We start from the raw sequence: 19,358 nt of genomic DNA on the forward strand, positions 1-19,358 counted from the left end.
ACTGATGTCGAGAGGCTCTGCCTCCCGTGGCCAAGGGTAACAAATTGGAGGCAGAGCCTCCGGATCTGCGTTACCAGGCAGAGCCTGGGAACAAGTGGAAAAAGGCTGTATACCTGGTTCCTAGGCTGTGCCTGGGAACTGATGTCGAGAGGCTCTGCCTCCCGTGGCCAAAGGTAACAAATTGGAGGCAGAGCCTCCGGATCTGCGTTACCAGGCAGAGCCTGGGAACAAGTGGAAAAAGGCTGTATACCTGGTTCCTAGGCTCTGCCTGGGAACTGATGTCGAGAGGCTCTGCCTCCCGTGGCCAAAGGTAACAAGTGGAATTGTTTCCTAATTATGACAAGATAGAAAAAAAATATAAAAATTCAGGAGTTTTGATTCTTGGTAACTATTAAATGTCGGGGTATTACGTTCTCTAATATTCAAGCCATTATCTTTGACAAAGATGGCACTCTAGAGGATTCTCAAGAATTTTTGAGACATTTAGGGCTGAAGCGATCGCGCTTGGTAGATGCCCAAATTCCCGGCGTTGGAGAGCCATTGCAAATGGCTTTCGGTATCGAAGCTGGTAAAATCGACCCCACGGGCTTGATGGCAGTGGGTAGCCGCCGGGAAAACGAAATTGTAGCTGCGGGATATATTGCCGAAACTGGCAGAGGATGGATAGAATCTTTAGCGATTGCCCAACGTGCTTTTGATGAAGCCGACGCAATGTTAAAAAATAGTCCGCCTTCTCCCTTATTTGTGGGCAGTTTAGAAGTTTTGAAATCTCTCTCAGATGCGGGTTTGAAACTGGGAATTCTTTCGGCTGCTACGACTCAAGCCGTGAAAAACTTTGTGAAAAGTTCCGAATTAGGCGCATACATTCAGTTAGAAATGGGTGTGGATTCTGTGCATCTCAATAAACCCGATCCTAAATTATTTTTGTTAGCTTGTGAGAGACTGGGAGTAGAACCCGCAGCAACTTTGATGGTGGGAGATTCAGCGGGGGATATTCAGATGGGCAAAAATGCTGGTGCGGCGGGCTGTATTGGGATTTGTTGGGGGAAGGCGGAGGCTAGTCATTTATCCAAGGCTGATGTGACGATCGCATCTTTGGATGAAATTACAATTTAGTTATTTGTTATTGGTTATTTGTTAGTTGTTGTTGGTTATATCCAATCCGGTAGCATCGTCCTGCATTCATCTCTCTTATCTCCCTCTGTGTCCTCTGTGTTCTCTGCGGTGAAATCATTTTAAAATCTTAATTCATACTCCACAGTTGCTCGATTATCTCCTTGAAAATCAGTGGAACCGCGTAGCAAAACTTCGTCACTCAAACGATAGCGCAAATTGAATTCTGTTGGTTGATTAGCAGACAACACCCGGATGATAGTAGCCGAAAGATTGCGGGTAATATCGCCTCCAATTTCCAATCCGACACCGAGGGAACCGGCACTACCATTTGTGGAACCCGCACTAGCCGTGCGCCCTTCTCCGCTACCAATCCTAGTGGGAAATAGCCGGAATTCCGTTAATCCCGTGGCATTTGTAATCACAGATTGAATGTTGCCAAATAAGCCAGCACCTGCTAAATTGGCGATCGCCAGGGTACTATCTCCCTTACCTAAAGTTTGGATAAAACTGCCACCTAACAGTGCGACAATTTCTATTTGCGATCGATTCGGAGAACTTCTCAACTCCAAACTATCCGCCAACTGAGAAGCTTTTCCCGTTACCAAGGCTTGAACTCGTACACTCCGCACATTCCCAAACAGATTCGGTTCGTCTGCTATTTCCGATGCGACAGAATTTCCCGGAGTCCGAAATCTCGTTACTTCCTGTACCGAAGTTGCTAATCTCACATCCAGGGTGGGGTCTAATCCTTGGGATGGTATAAAAGTAGCAGTTTGGGGATATCCTCGATCGAGCCTAAACTGGGTTGTAAACAAATTCACAGCACCGTTTGTCAATCTAATTGTACCCTCCGGGCGCAGATCGTCAAGAGTACCGTTGACAGTCAAACCCCCAGTCGCCCCAAAACTCAATAGGGGCGCGCTTTTAACTTGAATTCTACGCCCCAAGTTTAACTGCAAATCATTTAAACGGACTTCAAAGGAAGGAGAAGAGGAAGTCGCCGTTGGAGTCGCAACCGCAGGAGAAACCTCAATCGCAGCAGAAGGAGTTTCACCGGAAGCAGCAGCAGCAGAGACTAACTTTGTCGCACCACCTGCGCTAGGTAAAAACACCTCGCCCTCATACAGTTCAATTTTGCCACTCAACTGCGGCCGCAAAGCCGTGCCGATCGCCTGCACTTGACCAATTACCTTGCCACGGTACAATCCTTTAAGGTCCAAACCCAACTTATCTAAATTTACAGCCAAGGGACTAGCCGCATCCACATCACCCTCAGCAAAAGGTACTGACAGCGGAATCACACCTTGGGCGACAATTTCTCCCTGCGACCACTGTCCCCGAATTCCCTCTACCCGAATGCGATCGCCCTCAAAGCGCACCGCCCCAGTCAGCCCTGTGAGCGGTTCTGGGACGGCTTTGGCGCGGACGGTTGCATTTTCAAAATTTGCAATTCCTTGAGCTACAGGGCGTTCCAGGGTTCCTCCCACGCGAATTTGCACCTGTCCCTTGCCACTAACCCAAGTAAGTTGGGGAGTCAAGACATTAATAATGGCCAATCCTTCATTTTGCAAATTGGCCCGCAAATCGATTTGATTGCTATCAGGTTTGACAGTGGCAAAAGGCAACTCAAAGGGTAAACTTCCCTGAACTTCAATCGGTTCGGTTTGAGTCACCAAAGCGCTGCCCCCAAAATTCAGACGGGCGTTGCTGTAACTGAAACTGCCATCGGCTTTTTTAATTGGTTCTCTGTTGAGAGTACCGTCTTGCAAACTCAATTCTCCGGCTAGTTGCGGATTGGCTAAAGTGCCGGCCAAGTTTGCCCGCAGATTCAAATTGCCCGTGACATCGACAAAGGGCAATTCCACCAGTTTTGCTAACTCTTCGACTGGTAAATTTTCCACCCGCAACTGGCCGGATTGAGCTTTTTGGCCTAGTTGTCCAGAAAACCCGATCGCACTTTTGCCCGATCGAATTTCCAGAGGTAAGATAGTTAGAATCCCGTCCTGGAAACCTCCCTCAATGCTGAATTGTTGGGCGACATATTTACCCCAGCGCCAGTTATCACCTTTGACATTAAATTTAGCTTGAATTCCGGTTTGCAAAGAACCGGCTACGGCAATTTCTCCACCAAAAGTGCCTTGCAATTGATCCAAGGGAGGCAAGGGTTCCGATGCTGTGACTGCTTGCTGCTGTTTGAGAATTTCTTCAATTTCTACCAAGCGCTGCAACTGTTCGATTAAAGGGGCTTCGGGGACTCCCACTGCTACGGTTTGGACATCGGCGGCCCTACCGTAAACGGGAGGTTTTAAACCTCTGGCGAAATCTCCTAAATTGAAATATTGCAGGGCGGCTAAAACTTGTTGGAGGTTTCCCTGCTGGATGTTAACTTTTCCGGCAAATTCCGGGTTAGCCCCTGCTTTCACATTCCCAGAAATTAAGTATTGACCGCTGCCTTGGCGGAAAACGCCGTTGTTGAGAGTGGCGCTACCGTTAGCGTAGCTAAATTCTGCCTGGAAACTGTCACCTTTAATATAGCCGATCGCTGGTTGGGCGATCGCAATTTGTCCACTTGCTTGCAAAGTCGCCGGATTCAGTGGCATTTTCCAACCGGGCACGTTAACTTGTCCCGAAACCGTACCAGTTATCGGCCCCAAACCAGCATCTTTACCTGGTGACAGATTCAAAGCTGCGAGAGGGAAATCGCTTAAATTGACTCGCAGAGTTTCGCCCTCAGTTTGGCCGCTAGCCACGGATTCCCCGCGTTTGACTAAGAAAGATGTCGGTAGGAAAGATGGATTTAAAGCTACTTCGATTTTGTCGCTGACGCCGGCTAGACGCAAATCTACACTTTTGCCAGAACCTGCATTCACAGTACCCGCCAGTACGGGGTCAAAAGCTACCTGATTTACGGCTAAATCTCGCACAGCCACATCGCCAACTAAGCTGAGGGCGCTGAGGGTGCCGGTGAGGCGGCCGACAAAATCGACATTCCCGCGCAGGGGGAGATTATTCTCTGAAGACTTTTTGAGACCAATTGGTCTCAAAAATCCGAGTTGTTCTGCCGGTAAGGCTTCCAGGTTAAAGTTGGAGAGTTTGACATTCAAATCTAGATTAGAAATTGAAGGCAATCCTTTACCTGCAAGTTCGACGTTAACAATGCCATTTGCTGTCAAACCGGGAGTTGTAGCGTTCTCAATTTCCACCCGTTTGCCATCCCAATTAAATATAGCCTCAAGAGGTTGTTTGAGAAATGGCAATTCCGAGATGCGAAAACTGCCACCAGCGCGAACATCCTGTAGGGGCGGTGGATGGTGCGTGCCCGCCCGTGCCCCCGTGCTCGATGCGATCGGACCTGATAAATTTAGATTACCGTTAAATAGTCCTCGGAGTAGGGGCAGATTTTGGGCTTGGGAGACTAAACCGGGGGATTGCAAGTTTTGGCGCTGGGATTCAAAGGCTTTCTGGAAGCGACTTAGGGCAATTTGTCCGCCGTTAATTGATGCGCGCCAATTCCCCGATTCGGCTTGGGCTTTGGCATTGACAGTACCTCCACCGTTGGCCAGTCTAATTTGTCCTTCGCCCTGGGCGGTGATGCCGTTGGCGGTTAAGTTATCTACTGTTCCCAAAAGGCGGACTTTGCCGTCGAGATTGCCATCAATTTCTGGTGGTAAATCTGCTGTCAGTAAACCGGTTTGTTTGAGGGTTTGCTGGAGATTGGCTAGGGCGATGTCGTTGGTTTCGATGAATGCTTGCCAGTTGCCGTTTTCTAATTGGGCTGTAGTGTCGATCGCCCCAAGTCCATTGGCCAAAATCCGCGTTTCTCCCCTAGCACTAATTCCCTTTGCTGTCAAGTTATCTAAACTGCCGGCGGCTTGGAGTTGGCCGTTAATTCTGCCGTCAAATCCTGTGGGCAAAGTTGCCGTTAGGGGAAACAGTTGGAGATTGCGGACTGTTTGTTCTAAACGACTGAGAATAGGGCGATCGAGATTAGCGACAGCTTGCCACCGTCCGGCGGCTAATTTGGCCTTAAAATCTACCGTACCATCAGCAATATTTAATTTGCCACTGCTGTTGGCTGCAATCTCAACTGCGCTTGATTTCTCCAGACTGCCACTGACTTTGATTTGATTGGATACTTGTCCGTCAATGGATTTGAGATTACCTATTTTGGATTTGAGGTTGTTGAGATTTGCCGTTGGCTGAGGGTCAGTGTTAAACGCTGAGGCTACATCTAACAAGGGCAACCCTAAATCTACCAAGTTGCGGATGGCAGTGCGATCGGTTTCCGCAATTCCTTGCCAATTTCCCTCTACTAATTCTCCTTGGAAATTAACATTGCCTGAACCCAGATTCAGTTGGCCACGGCCTGCAACATTAATGCCCTTTGCCGTCAAATCGTCCAGACTACCTGTTGCTTTAAATTGACTTGATAGTTGTCCATCAATCGATTTGAGATTAGCTATTTTGGATTTGAGATTGTTGATATTTGCCGTGGGCTGGCTGTCAGTATTAAATGCTGAAGCTACATCTAACAGTGGCAATCCTAAATCTACTAAGCGACCGATAGCTACCCGTTCGGTTGCTGCAATTCCTTGCCATTTTCCCTCTACCAATTCTCCCTTGAAATTGAGATTACTCTCAGCAATATTGAGTTTACCACTACCTCTAACATTGATGCCTTTGGCGGTTAAATTGTCAATAGTTCCCCTAGCTTGAAATTCCCCTGCTAACTCTCCATCAAACGATTTTAGATTGGCAATTTTGGATTTGAGATTGTTGATATTATTGATATTTTCGGGGTTTGAAGTGTTAGGAGTACCTAGGTTCAGGAACGGCAATCCAATATCGATTATTCGATTCAAAGCCACTTTTTTCGTATTACCAAAAGCTTGCCAACTGCCCGATGCTAGTTCGCCATTAACATTCACAATACTGTCAGCTATATTTAATTGTCCTTTAGCTCTAGCATTTATCCCCTTTAAACTCAAATCGTCCAGAGTCCCCGCAGCTTCGGCAGTTCCGCTGAACAAACCTGCTAATTCAGGTGGTAAAGAAAGTCCAGGTACAACTTGCTGTAAACTATTGAGGTTAATGCGATCGCCTTTAATTAAAGCTTGCCATTGACGGCCGACGATGGCTGCATTCACATTCACAGTAGCCTCGCCAATTTTTATAACAGTATTTGGCAAATCCACCGCATTTCCGCCGGCGCGAACTTCGCCACTAGCCGGAAAGTTGCCCTGGGGTGCTTGCCATTGTACCCTAGCTTGAATGTTGTTTAAAGGGCCAAAAATTTGACTTTTAGCTGAGACGCTCCCAATTTTAACTGTAGCAGGAATTGGCAGACTGTAAATTTGGGCGATCGCGTCGGCGGGCAGGTTTTCGGCTTGCAAATCAAACACCAAACCCGATGGTGAATTGTTATTTGCCAAGGCGATATCAATTTGACCTTTACCGCCAATCTTACCACCAACAGCAGGCTCCACCAGAATATCGCTCAAAGTCAAAGCTAAGGATGAAAGTGGGGGAACTGAAGAGAGAGAATTGGGAGTTGGGGCTGGGGCTGTTCTACCTCGTTCTAGTTTAAAGTTGGTGCTAATATTTTTGAATTGTAGGCGATCGACTATAGCTGGTTTGGTGGATGCGATCGCACCTACCATAACTGGCTGTGAAACAGTCCCAGTCAATTTAGCATCTAGCTTGACTTCTCCCGCAGCCACCAAGGGCAATACTACTTTTTGACCTAATTCTTGTTCTAGGGTACTGATAATGTTTGTCGCTGTCACTGGTGGCACATTTGCTACCAGATCGAACTTAGATTGCTCCAGATTGAAATTAGCTCCCGTTGCCACTGTCCCTGCTACTTTTAGAGGTATCAAACCGTAATTAGCAGTCAGACTATCAACTATAATATTAGTCCCCTGAAACCGCACTTGACCGCTACTATTTAGGATTGGCTGTCTCAGCGCTTTAATGGCTAAATCAACTCCTTGAAAATCCGAAGTTCCGGTAATGCCAAATACTTTGTTGTCTCGTAATTGTACAGTTAAATTACCATTGGCTAGACCTCTACCTAAATACACATCAGGAATTCTTAGCAACTGGACTAGGTAAGACAAAGGCAATTTTTGACCTTGCATCTGTATGTTAGTCTGAGCTGTTGTCAACAAAGAATCAGCCTTAATAATAAAATTGTCACTATTGGTAAAATTACCATTTAATTCATAAATAACTCGCTGGTTTTGCTGCGAAAATTGAGCGCTACCTGTTTTAAGAATTACAGAAATGGGCAGAGGTTTTTTTAATCCCCTTGGTGGAGCAGGAGCCAAGACTGCACCGACATTTTCAACTCTAATTGCACCAATTTCGGTTTTAAATAAACTGGGAGATTTCGGCTTGTCGATAGTGGGAATATTAACCCAAACTCCTCGTTCGTCCTGTTCGATATAAGCGTTGGGTTTGACTAAGGTAATATCTAACTTGAGAGTGCGGTCCAACAACAGTTGCCAGAGTGAAAATTGCACTTCCACTGCTTCGGTAGAGGCATAATCGGGATCGGTAGCAGTTGCAGGTAGGCTCGATCGACCAAATCGCAAACTTGTCGGAGAAAATCTCTCCAAACTTCCAATGTGCACCGGGCGTTTCACTAGCTTAGTAACTTCAGTTTCCACCACAGGAGCTAACTTTTCGGGAATCCACCAAGCAGCAGCAGCGGCCGCCCCCACCAGGGCGAAAATTCCCAATCCCGTACCGCTAAGCAGTAGAGGACGCCACCAGCGAACAGTGCGAGGGGGTGCGTGTTGATTTTTGTCATCGGGAGAGTTAGTCATAGATTCGGAGAATTCAGGAAGTAAACTACCCGATGCTAATGCTATCGCATACAGCGCTGGCTTTCAGCAGCCCTAAAAGATGCCCCTCTCATCAGCAAGTAACTCGCCAACCACAGGGATGGTGAAAGCACTGCCCCATTCTGGGCCATATTCAACATTCTACAGTGCCACTTTCTCGCGGGAGTAAGTCTCAGGTCAAAAATCAAAAATCAAAAATCGACCGATCGATCCTAAGATAAAAAAACGCTGGTTAGGAAAGTTTGTAAACTTATGCGAGTGTTCGTCTTACTCTTCAATGCCCGCACGGAGAATGAAGGAATTCATACCATTCAACTCGGCGATCGCAACAAAGTTCTCATGTTTGAGTCAGAAGACGATGCCATCCGCTTTGGCTTGATGTTGGAAGCTCAGGATTTCCCCGAACCTACTGTCGAGGCGATCGACGAGGAAGAAATTAAGGATTTCTGCGATAGTGTCGATTATGACTGGGAACTGGTGCCGGCAGGGGCGCTGGAAATTCCGCCCGAAAACAATGTAACACAGATAGAATGGCAGTCACAGCCGGAACCTAAATCTGATACTGACGTTTCTCAAAGCGAACTAGACTCTATTCGTCGCCGACTCGAAGGACTTTTGTAATATTCACACTTGACACAAAATGAAGAATTTGGAAGAACGGGGGCATCTGCTGACGGAACAGGTGAATGCCAACAGTGAGAATTTAGATCGGCTAAGTTCGATCGAATTGGTGGACTTGTTCAACCGGGAAGATGCTCAAACTTTAAGCGCGATCGCCCAATCCCGCCAACATTTAGCCCAAACTATTGACATCGCCGCTGAGTCTCTGCGTCACGGAGGCCGCCTGTTTTACGTCGGTGCGGGTACTTCGGGGCGTTTGGGGGTACTTGATGCCGCCGAGTGTCCGCCCACCTTCTGCACGCCACCAGAGCTCGTACAGGGGATTATCGCTGGGGGTGCGGGAGCCCTGGTGCGGAGTTCCGAGGATTTGGAGGATCGGGCCCAAGATGGGGAAAGTGCGATCGCCCATCGTCAGATTACGAATCTCGATGTGGTCATCGGGATTACGGCTGGGGGTACAACGCCCTTTGTCGCCGGTGCTTTGCAGGCGGCCCGCCAGCGGGGTGCGAAGACGGTTTTTATGGCTTGTGTACCTGTCGAACAAGTTAGTTTTGAGGCTGATGTGAATATTCGCTTGTTGGTTGGCCCGGAGATAGTGGCGGGTTCGACGCGCTTAAAAGCGGGTACGGTGACAAAAATGGCTTTGAATATTATTTCGACTGGGGTAATGGTGAAGCTGGGTAAGGTTTACGGTAATCGCATGGTGGATGTGGCGGTGACAAACAAGAAGTTACGCGATCGGGCTTTAGGGATGCTGCAAGATTTGACTGATTTGAACCGGGATGAAGCGGGTTTTTTGCTCGAAAAAAGTGGCAAGTCTGTGAAGTTGGCTTTGATGATGCACTGGACTGGTTTGGAGAGGGAAGAGTGCGATCGCATTTTGGGTGAATTTCAAGGGAATTTGCGATCGGCTGTAGCGTCAATTAGTCATTAGTCATATCAATTCCGTTAGCATCGTCCTGTATTAATCTCTCTCTTCTCTTCCTTTGCGTCCTTTGCGCCTTCGCGGTTAAATCATTCCGATGCAACCGGAAACGATATCAGTTGTTAGTAGTCATTAGTCATATCAAATCCGGTAGCATCGGAATTATTAGTAGCCGAAATTAGGACACGGCAGTGCCCATTAGTGTCAACTTAAGCCTGAAAGCCCGCCAAGTCCGTTGGTCATCCCGCCAGTCCGCCAGGGGTTGAAACCCCTGTCTCAAAGCGCAAGTCCTCTCAAAGAGGACTGATGATGATGAGTTCTTGAGTCCTCTTTTAGAGGACTTTAGCTATTAGACAGGGGTTTCAACCCCGGTTGGACTAACGGGCGGACAGAAGGACTTGGTGGGCTAACAGCTTAAGTTGACACTCCTTGGGCACGCTTGAGTATCCTCTATAAATATCGGGAGCGCGATCGCAAATTCGGTACCCTTGCCCGGTGCTGAATTAACTGAAATCGCGCCGCCATGTTTCTCGGTGACAATCTGATAAGCGATCGCCAAACCCAACCCCGTACCTTTACCTACTTCCTTCGTAGTAAATAAATGGTCAAAAACCTTTGCTTTGACTTCTTCATTCATACCCTTACCGTTATCTGCGATCGCAATTTTAACGCTATTATTTTCCACTGAGGTTGTAATGGTAATACAGTTAGGCTTGGCTTGAATTTCCGCAAAACTACGTCCATGATTAGATTCATCCAAAGCATCGATCGCATTCCCTAAAATATTCATAAACACTTGGTTTAACTGTCCGGCATAACATTCTATTTTGGCTAAATTACCATAGTCTTTAATAACTTCAATTTCTGGGCGATTCTCATTAGCTTTGAGACGATGTTTGAGGATCATAATTGTACTATTAATCCCATCGTGAATATTGCAAGCTACGGGGCGATCAGTATCCGCACGGGAGAAAGTTCGCAAACTTGTGCTGATATCTCGAATTCGAGCTACTCCTTCCTTCATGGAAGCAATTAAATTAGGCAAATCTTCTCGAATATATTCAAGCTCAATGGTTTCTATTTCTTCTTGAATTTCTGGGTCTAGTTGTGGGTATTTTTGTTGAAATAGATCGATTAAGCCAAACAAATCGTTAATGTAATCTAGGGCGGGTTTAATATTACCCCCAAGGAAACCAACAGGGTTATTAATCTCATGGGCAACCCCCGCCACCAAGTTACCCAAGGCAGACATTTTTTCACTTTGCACCATTTGTAGTTGGGTTTGCTGGAGTTGTTGAAATGCCTGTTCAATCTGTTGTGATTTTTGCCGTAGCTCTATCTCTGACTCTTGCAAGGCTTTTTGGATATACTTACGTTTAATTGCTGAAGCAATTTCATCAGCAACTGAACTTAATACCTCTAAGATTTCATCATCTAGAGTATGACGCGCAAACATTGCCATTACGCCCATAATTTGATTTTCAACAATCAGCGGATAACCAGCAAAGGCAATCATCCCTTCCCGTTTTGCCCATTCTTTATCGCCAACTCGTGGATCATTTAATACATCATTAGTTAAATGGGGGCAACATTCTTCAGCAATCAGCCCGATCTTAAATTTTCCCACGGGAACACGAGCATGGGGACCATCTAAATGAATGTATTGTCCAGCACTAGCTTGGAGTTTTAAAACATTTTCAGCAGAATTCAAAGTCCAGATGCGGGCAAAGGCTGCATCTAGATGTTGCACAATTGCTTCTGTAGTGGATTGCAGCATATCAGAGAGATTTTCATGAGTTGTTAATCCGGCATCCACATCTGCCCGAAAAGCCAATTTTTTGTTTCGCAACTGAAGTATTGTCAGCATTTGCGCTAATTCTGTTGCTTTTTCATGCTCATTGGCTTCTGAGCGTTGCAGATTTTGGTAAAGTTGGGCATTTTCTAAGGAAATAGCAGCTTGGATACAGAGGAAATTAATTACTGTCAGGCGATCGCTCGTGAATACCCCCGCAGTCATTTCATTTCTTAGGTAAAGAATGCCCGCCAAATGTCCTTGATTGAGAATTGGCAAACACAGCACACTCTTAGGATTACGTTGAATCAGATAATCATCAATAACGGGTAAATCTGTTTGTAAGTTGTCGATTACCACCACAGATTGAGTGCGTTTAACATACTGAATTAATTTGATTGGCACATCAGGATTATCGTCTAAGGGTATTGAACAAAGTTCTGTGGTTTCGAGGGTAGAAATAGCCATCACCTGCCAAGTTTCATTTTGGGGCAGAACCAATATACACTTATTTCCTCCAGAGCTTTGGAGAATAATTTGGGTGAGTTGTCTCAAAAGATCGTCAAGTTCGATCGCACTGGAGAGAGATTGGGCGACTTGGATTACGGAGGCAAAATCTAAGGAATCAAAAATGCTGGTGCTAGAAATTTTAGTGGTTGAGTTCGTAAAATTTGTGAGGGTTTCTAAGGTATTAAAATTAGATTTGGGTGGTTGTAATATCGGCTGGAGCAGTTGGGGATAAAGGGTTTCTAAATTGAAAGTTTTAGCTTTTGCTCCCCATTTCGTATAGCAATAATACGCCTCTTGCATATAGCCAGCGGCAACTTTTTCTTTACCCCAATTGAGATAGAACTTGGCAGCTAGTTCATTAGCAAGGGCTTCATCTTGAATGAATTGGTTAGCTTTGGCGCTGGTAATGGCGCGATCATAAGCCTCGATCGCCTCGGTTTTGTTTCCCAATACCCGATATTGCTCGGCGGCGATCAATTCCCAGCGATGCTGATGATTTGTAGGAGCTAAATCTGCCCAATGCTGCAATTTGTCTTGATGCTGTTGGACTTGGAGCAGAATCGTCTGGCGCTCTTCTGGGGCTGCTGCTGCATACTGAGTTAATTGAATCAGTGCATCATAAAAGGAGTAGAGGGGAATCATAAACAACCCTACACCACCATCTAGGTATTGTGCAGTTTGAACAGAGGTTTGAGCCGCCTCTCGATCTTGTCCAAAGAGATAATAGAGAATAGTTTGGTTTATATACCACATGAACAACGCAAGGCGTTGATTGTTTGCTTGCAGTTGAGGCAGAGATTGTTTCTGGTTAAAAATTTCTCCAGTGAGGAGATAAGGAACCTCAGCCTGTCCTAATAAATTCAGGGTAGTTTGTTGATAAATTTCTTGAAAATCTAGGGCACTTGCTTGTTTGTATTGCTGAATAATTTGACGATAAGCTTGCATTGTTCGGGTAAGTTCTCCTAATTCCTGCCCCGCATGGTAAGCGTAATAACAGGAAGCCATAGCAGCGTAGCAAGCCGTCTCAATATCTCCAGTTTCTAGTCCGCTGCGGTATGCCTCTTGTAGTCCCGGTAGCACTTCCGAGAGGGGAACCTTCCAATGTTTAACGAAGGTGTGAACTACGTGCCAGTTTCGGCATTTTAATGAGGCTAGATGGAGATTTTCTCGAAGGTTTAATGCCAATTCTCCAAACTTGTAACCATTTTCGATATCGCCCATGATGCCACACAGGATTAAGCCATATTCACCGTAAGCAAATACAGAGATGGGACAATTGCCCGATCGGATGGACAATTCAACTCGCTTGAACATCAGCAATGGCATTAAGTTAGGAGCTGACTGCAAGGCAGGAGGCACCAAAGCTGTCAGGATTTCCATCGCCGCCAAAAGCTGGGGATCTGTCATGGTGGGTAAGTCTAGCAAACTACGGAAGGGTTTATCTGCCCATAGCGATCGCGTTATTCCAAAAGCCTGCCTAATATCTTCTTGGGTGGGTTGTTCTGGAAATTCAATCCCCAGGGAGTGTAACACCTGCAATCCAATCTGAATTGCTTCCAGAGATTGCCCTTGGGCTTGGATTCCTAAAATCCGAGTTTGCTGAACCTTGATGTTATCTAGCAACGTTTTTGTCTGTTGCAGCACGACACTCGCCCACTGTTCCATCTGCTCAAAATCGGTGTTGAGATAGCTCGCCTCGGCAATGTCTTCATGGAGTGCTAGCGTCAGGGGATAATGGCTTTCCCAAGCATCTGCTGGTAAAAGCTTAATTCCCATTCCGAGATATTCGCTTGCCCCTGCATAGGCTGTAGCAGTTTTAGCTTTTTTTCCAGCAGTGAGATTTAATTCTGCCAAATTTTCCCGCTCTTGAAGTGATGCAATCAGAGCAATACCAACATTCAAATGATTGACAATTTCAAATAACCGTTCTTCTCTGTCACTGGTAGAGGAATCTCGTAATAGCCGCCCAATTTTGAGATGTGTTGCTTGTTTTTGGTCGTCTGGAATTAATGAATAGGCTGCTTGTTGGATGCGATCGTGCAGAAATCGATATTTTGGATTAACAGGATTCTCAATAGTCGATTTTTCTGTACCCTGAAAGAACTTGTACACCTGACTCGCGGGCAAAATCAAGCCTTCTTGCAAGGCTTTCCACAATGCTGTGGCTGCGTCAGTGGGTGATTGTTCTAAAACGATCGCCAAGGTTGTCAAATCAAACTGATTGCCAATACAAGCTGCTAGTTTTAGTACGTCCTGAGTTGCGATCGGCAACTTCTGCAATTGCAATGCCATAAACTCAACAACATCATCAGTGATCGCCAGCGCATTCACTTGAGCAATATCGCATTCCCAATAGCGATGATCGCCATTAAAGGTAATATATTTCTCTTCATACAATGCTTTGAGAAACTGGGTGGTAAAAAAGGGATTGCCGTGGGTTTTGCGATGGATTAACTCTGTCAAAGGTTGCGCCAATTCTGGTGAACAATTCAATGTATCTGCCACCAGATGATTTGTATCAGTAAAGGCTAATGGTGCAAGGGTAATTGTATTTACGATTGCTTTGTTTTTTCTGAGTTCTGCTACTGTCAAAATAAATGGGTGAGCAGACGACACTTCGTTATCTCGATAAGCACCAAGCATCAGCAAATAGCTATTACCATTCATCAATATTTTGATCAACTCTAAAGAAGCTGAATCAGCCCATTGCAAATCATCCAAAAACATTACCAAGGGATGCTTTTTTGTGGTAAATACTTCAATGAATTTTTGAAACAATAAATTAAACCGATTCTGTGCCGCACTCCCCGATAATTCTGGTACAGTCGGTTGTTGACCAATCACCTGCTCTAGTTCGGGAATTACCTCAATTAAAACTTGTCCATTGTCGCCCACAGCAGATGAAATTTGAGCTTGCCATTGCGCCAGTTCTGTATCAGATTCCGAGAGTAATTGCCCCATCAAATCCCCCCCGGCTTGCACAAACGCAGACAGGGGTATGTTGCGGTTGAACTGGTCATACTTACCCTTGATAAAGTAGCCTCTTTCACGGACGATCGGCTTATGTACTTCATTCACAACTGCTGTCTTGCCGATACCAGAAAAACCCGCCACTAGCAGCAGTTCTGTTTTGCCCTCACTGACGCGGTTAAAGGCACTCAGCAGCTCGATTACTGCGGCTTCTCTGCCGTAGAGGCGTTCGGGAATCAAAAAGCGATCGCAGATGTCGCGCTCTCCTAGCGTAAACCGGACATGATTTCCCTTCTCTTGATATTGAGTCAGACAGAGTTCCAGGTCGTGCTTGAGTCCTAATGCGCTCTGATAGCGGTCTTCAGCATTTTTCGCCATCAACTTGGCGACGATTTCAGACAGCATCGGTGGAATCGCAGGATTGATGCTGTGGATGGCGGTTGGTTGCTTTGCCAGGTGAGAATGCACCAATTCCATGGGATCTTGGGACTGAAACGGCAGTTGTCCTGTTAGCAGTTGGTAGAAGCTGACACCGAGGGAGTAGAAATCGCTGCGGTAGTCGATGCCTCGGTTCATCCGCCCAGTCTGTTCGGGGGAGAGGTAAGCGAGGGTACCTTCGAGAATGTTCGGATTTTGAATTTCTGGGGTTTCGCGCGGCAGCAGTGAGGCAATGGAGAAGTCTATCAGCTTGACTTGCTGGGTGTCTGGGTTAATCAGGATGTTGGCAAGTTTGATGTCTTTGTGGATGATGCGGTTGCGGTAGAGGTGGTGCAGGATGTCGGCGATTTGCAGGGCGATCGGGTAGAATACATCGAGGCACAGGGGTTTGCCCAGCGCGAACTGGCCGAGCGAAATGCCGCCAAAGTCTTCCATGACCATAGCGTAGCCGTTACGGTAGGGTTCGAGACCGTAAGATTGAATGATGCCGGGGGAGTTGAGGTTTTTGGCGATCGTGTATTGATTGCGAAACTGCACGAGTTCGCTGAAACTCGGATGCTCATTACTCAGCAGTTTGATGACAACGGGTTGTTGGTCTGCTTTTCGCACAGCCCGGTACACTAGGGTGCGGGAGCCGGAGTATAGTTGCTCCGCCATGTCATAGTCAAAAAGGGCGATCGCGCTGTGCGTAAGCATAAAACCACTCAACCTATCTAAATGATCGGATCAATCCCCGTCGTAGGGACACAGCACCGTGCCCTTCTTCGTGTCACCTTAAGCCTGAAAGCCCGCCAAGTCCGTCTGTGGGCCCGCCCTGGCGCCAGGGGTTGAAACCGAGTCTCACAAAGCTAAAGTCCTCTCAAGAGGACTGAAGAGAAGAATGTTCAACTCATTAGTCCTCTTTTAGAGGACTTTAGCTATTAGACAGGGGTTTCAACCCCTGTCGGACTATCGGTTTTACCTGATTGTTGACACTCCTTGGGCATTGCCGTGTCATAGGTGTCAACTTTAAGCTGTCAGCCCGCCAAGTCTGCCACGGTTCCCATAGTCCGCCAGGGAATGAATTCCCTGTCTAATAGCACAAGTCCTCTAAAGAGGACTGAAGAACTCATGAGTCCTCTTGAGAGGACTTGAGCTTTGAGGCAGGGGTTTCAACCCCTGCCGGACTGCGGGTTTGACCTTAAGTTGACATCAATGAACACGCTTGAGTGTCCCTACAGCATTTCATAAACCAGGGATATGCTCTATTATCCATTAATAAAAACACTCGATGCAAGCTGACTTTGACTTACACCTTGGACAATTCCCAAATAATTGCTACCAGATTTAATCGCGGTAGAAACAACGCTTGCACTTCCATCCAACTGCAAGTTCACAGACTCAAAAGTCAAGTTGGTAAACCCAATACCATCAGTCAAACCAATTTTATCCCCAGCCACAAAATCGACGATTACATCTGCATTTGCTAAAGTAGTGACCGCAGACAAACCACCGGCTAGAATAAAGGTATCATTGCCACTACCGCCAGTCAGAATATCTTGACCGCGATCGCCCCCTAACAAATCATCGCCATTACCGCCAATCAAGATATCATCTTCTTTGCCACCACGGAGAGTGTCGTTACCGTCTCCTCCAATCAGGCGATCGTTATCATTGTTACCGCTGATAAAATCATTACCAACACCCCCATCAATTAAGTCGGATTCTTTGCCACCGGATAAACTGTCATTACCCCCACCACCATTAATAGTATCCGCACCTTGCATTCCATTAATAGTATCTGCACCTTCTCCTCCGGTGAGATTGTCTTTCCCAGAAAGGGCAAAAATTGGCAATCCCCCAGGACTTGTCGGCAACTGAGCATCCCCACTGTCAGATAAGAAATAATTGCCACCGCTGACTGTATTTTTGGGGGCTGTCGTCGGGCTGCCATCACCTGTAGCATTGGCGATCGGTGAGGTGATAGATGCAGATAGATTTGGGGTAGGAGTGGGAGTGGGAGTGGGAAGAGGAGTAGGAGTAGGAGTGGGAGTAGGAGTAGGAGTGGGAGTGGGAGTAGATATGGGTGTAGTGATACCGTCAAGAGAAGTAGCAAACACTTGCGTCCAATAGTGATTCCAATTTTCAGTACCAGTATCATTGGCTAAAAAATAGTAACCAATGCCAATTTCTTTCAGCTTAGGATCGAGAATATTAGCACGGTGGCCAGCACTGTTCATCCAGGAAGTTACAACTTGTTCGGGTGTAGAAGAACCCGCAGCAATGTTTTCCGCCGCCGCTGAGAATTTATAGCCCGTTGCAGTAATCCGACTGCCGATCGAAGAACCATCTTTTCCGGTATGAGAAAAGAAGTCTTGCAGGGCCATATTTTCGGTGTGATTTGCCGCCGCATTCAGCAACTGAGCATTGAAAGTCAGGGCTGACAAACCAAATTTAGTTCGTTCTATGTTGGTAAGTTCGAGAACTTTATCAACAAAAGATTGATTCGTTGCACTGGCAAAACGTTCAGGGGCCAAACCCCCTTCGTTTAAGATGTCTAAAGGTTGAGTGGCGGAATTATTGATTTGTTCAAACATGGTGAGTTAGAAAAATTGAGATTGGCTTACTTCGTATCTACAACTGCTGTACTTGTTTTCCGTATATCTTCCCGCACAATTTGAATTTCAATCGATTGTCATTTTTGGATTTTAGCTTTAAAAAGCGAATTTCACATTTTCTATTTATCTGGGAATGATTTAACCGCAGAGGACACAGAGGACACAGAGGAAGAGAATAGAGAGGTGAATAATTCTGATGCCAATTAAAATTTAGATTTGAGATTACAATTATTAATGAATCTCAAATCTCAAATCTCAAATCTAAATTTTTCCTAGGCTCCTTTGGCTTCCAATGCAACTTGCTCAACTTCATCTTTAGTCAGAATTTCTAGAGCTGCTTCTGCTTCTGCACCGCCTAGTCGTCTTAGAGCTTGGGCGACTCGGTAACGGATTTGCCAATCTACGTTTCCAGCGTAGGGAAGGAGCAGTGGGAGGGCTCGTTTGTCTCCCAATTCTCCTAATGCACTGATCGCAATGGTTTGGATTAACTCATTATCCGAAGTCAGGGCATTTTCTAACATTGGAAATGCTTTCGGATCTCCCATTTCTCCCAAGGCTGCGACGATGCTGAGTTGAACTAGCCACTCGGATGTATTGTCGTAAACTTGTTGTAAATCTGCTAGAGCATCGGTTAATTTCAAAGCACCCAAAGCATCGGCTGCGGCGGCTTGGACGTCGGGTTCGGGGTCGTTGTTCAAGCTGTGAATTAGTACCTCTAAGGCATTAGAGAGATTCTCTGTGCCGAGGGTTGACATTTGGCTGATGGCGGCGTAACGAACGCGGACGTTTTTGTCTGCGATCGCAGTTTGAATCAGTTTATAGGCGATGGCTGGTTCTAGTTGACGCAGTTGATTGACAGCACGGAGGCGATCGCCAAAATCCTCGGAATTCAGCAATTGTTCGACAGATTCAGGGTTAAGGCTCATGGGTTTTTAAATTTGCTAATTGCTAATTGGTAATTGGTAATTGGTAATTGCCAAAAGTTCACAGATTCAAGATGAGAGTGGCTGATTTTCTGGTCAATTCGTGTTAATATGGGAGCTACTTAAAACTCGGATACCATTGCTCGGACAATATCTCCCCTAGTGAGGATACCAATTACTTTACCATTCGCATCAATCACCGGTAATCGGTGGATCTTGCGCTCGTGCAGAAGTTTGGCTGCTTCTTGGACTGATTTTTCTGGGGTGATGCTAATGGGTTGTCGGCTCATAACTTCTCCTACTGTTTGTCCTAAAGCTTTGTGGAGTTCTTGTTCGTAACGAGATGAATTTTCTAAGTAAATCACGCTGTCGAGTATCATGATGTAAGTGGGGGGAGTTGCACCTGTTTCCTGCCACATCAAGTCGGTTTCGGATATGACACCGATTAACAAATCATTGGCATCTACAACCGGAAGGCCGCTAATCCGGCGAGCAGCTAAAATTTTAATCGCTTCCTTCACGGACATTTCTGCTCGCGCTGTCAGGGGTTCGCGAGTCATTAAATCGGCTACTGTTTTGGACATGATAGGCGTTTTTTTTAATTGTTTCTCTCGATCG

The 19,358-nt window shown here is 46.1% G+C and carries 8 protein-coding genes; 3 read left to right on the forward strand and 5 right to left on the reverse strand.

The window, feature by feature from the left end:
- Positions 1-381: 381 nt before the first annotated feature.
- A complete protein-coding gene (locus tag AAFP11_RS19970; protein WP_341738634.1) occupies positions 382-1,116 on the forward strand; it encodes an HAD family hydrolase in 735 nt (244 codons plus the stop codon).
- A 119-nt stretch (positions 1,117-1,235) separates the two neighbouring features.
- On the opposite strand, the gene AAFP11_RS19975 is transcribed toward AAFP11_RS19970, so the two are convergent.
- Positions 1,236-7,946, reverse strand: a complete 6,711-nt coding sequence (locus AAFP11_RS19975) for a translocation/assembly module TamB domain-containing protein (protein WP_341738635.1) — start codon at positions 7,944-7,946, stop codon at positions 1,236-1,238.
- A gap of 270 nt (positions 7,947-8,216) precedes the next feature.
- Between AAFP11_RS19975 and AAFP11_RS19980 the strand changes: the two genes are divergently transcribed.
- A complete protein-coding gene (locus AAFP11_RS19980) occupies positions 8,217-8,585 on the forward strand; it encodes a DUF3110 domain-containing protein (RefSeq protein WP_341738636.1) in 369 nt (122 codons plus the stop codon).
- Between the two features lie 19 nt (positions 8,586-8,604).
- A complete protein-coding gene (gene murQ / locus AAFP11_RS19985) occupies positions 8,605-9,519 on the forward strand; it encodes an N-acetylmuramic acid 6-phosphate etherase (RefSeq protein WP_341738637.1) in 915 nt (304 codons plus the stop codon).
- A gap of 397 nt (positions 9,520-9,916) precedes the next feature.
- On the opposite strand, the gene AAFP11_RS19990 is transcribed toward murQ, so the two are convergent.
- From AAFP11_RS19990 to AAFP11_RS20005, 4 genes are all read right to left on the reverse strand, one after another.
- Positions 9,917-15,916 carry an AAA family ATPase gene (locus tag AAFP11_RS19990; RefSeq protein WP_341738638.1) on the reverse strand — a complete coding sequence of 2,000 codons (6,000 nt, stop codon included), beginning with the start codon at positions 15,914-15,916 and terminating at the stop codon, positions 9,917-9,919.
- A gap of 551 nt (positions 15,917-16,467) precedes the next feature.
- On the reverse strand, positions 16,468-17,796 hold the full coding sequence (locus tag AAFP11_RS19995) for a CAP domain-containing protein (protein WP_341738639.1): 1,329 nt from the start codon (positions 17,794-17,796) through the stop codon (positions 16,468-16,470).
- Between the two features lie 293 nt (positions 17,797-18,089).
- Positions 18,090-18,743, reverse strand: coding sequence for a HEAT repeat domain-containing protein (locus tag AAFP11_RS20000; protein WP_341738640.1), 654 nt, complete (start codon positions 18,741-18,743; stop codon positions 18,090-18,092).
- Between the two features lie 119 nt (positions 18,744-18,862).
- Complete coding sequence (locus AAFP11_RS20005; protein WP_341738641.1) at positions 18,863-19,324, reverse strand: CBS domain-containing protein; 462 nt, start codon at positions 19,322-19,324, stop codon at positions 18,863-18,865.
- Positions 19,325-19,358: the final 34 nt, after the last annotated feature.

The sequence above is a fragment of the Microcoleus sp. CAWBG640 genome, from assembly GCF_020883015.1.
GTDB lineage: Bacteria > Cyanobacteriota > Cyanobacteriia > Cyanobacteriales > Microcoleaceae > Microcoleus > Microcoleus anatoxicus.

Bases quoted from the DNA above. Each gene is read 5' to 3' on its own strand.
- AAFP11_RS19980 (WP_341738636.1), top strand. From the start codon at position 8,217: ATGCGAGTGTTCGTCTTACTCTTCAATGCCCGCACGGAGAATGAAGGA.
- AAFP11_RS20005 (WP_341738641.1), bottom strand. From the start codon at position 19,324: ATGTCCAAAACAGTAGCCGATTTAATGACTCGCGAACCCCTGACAGCG.
- murQ (WP_341738637.1), top strand. From the start codon at position 8,605: ATGAAGAATTTGGAAGAACGGGGGCATCTGCTGACGGAACAGGTGAAT.
- AAFP11_RS20000 (WP_341738640.1), bottom strand. From the start codon at position 18,743: ATGAGCCTTAACCCTGAATCTGTCGAACAATTGCTGAATTCCGAGGAT.
- AAFP11_RS19975 (WP_341738635.1), bottom strand. From the start codon at position 7,946: ATGACTAACTCTCCCGATGACAAAAATCAACACGCACCCCCTCGCACT.
- AAFP11_RS19990 (WP_341738638.1), bottom strand. From the start codon at position 15,916: ATGCTTACGCACAGCGCGATCGCCCTTTTTGACTATGACATGGCGGAG.
- AAFP11_RS19995 (WP_341738639.1), bottom strand. From the start codon at position 17,796: ATGTTTGAACAAATCAATAATTCCGCCACTCAACCTTTAGACATCTTA.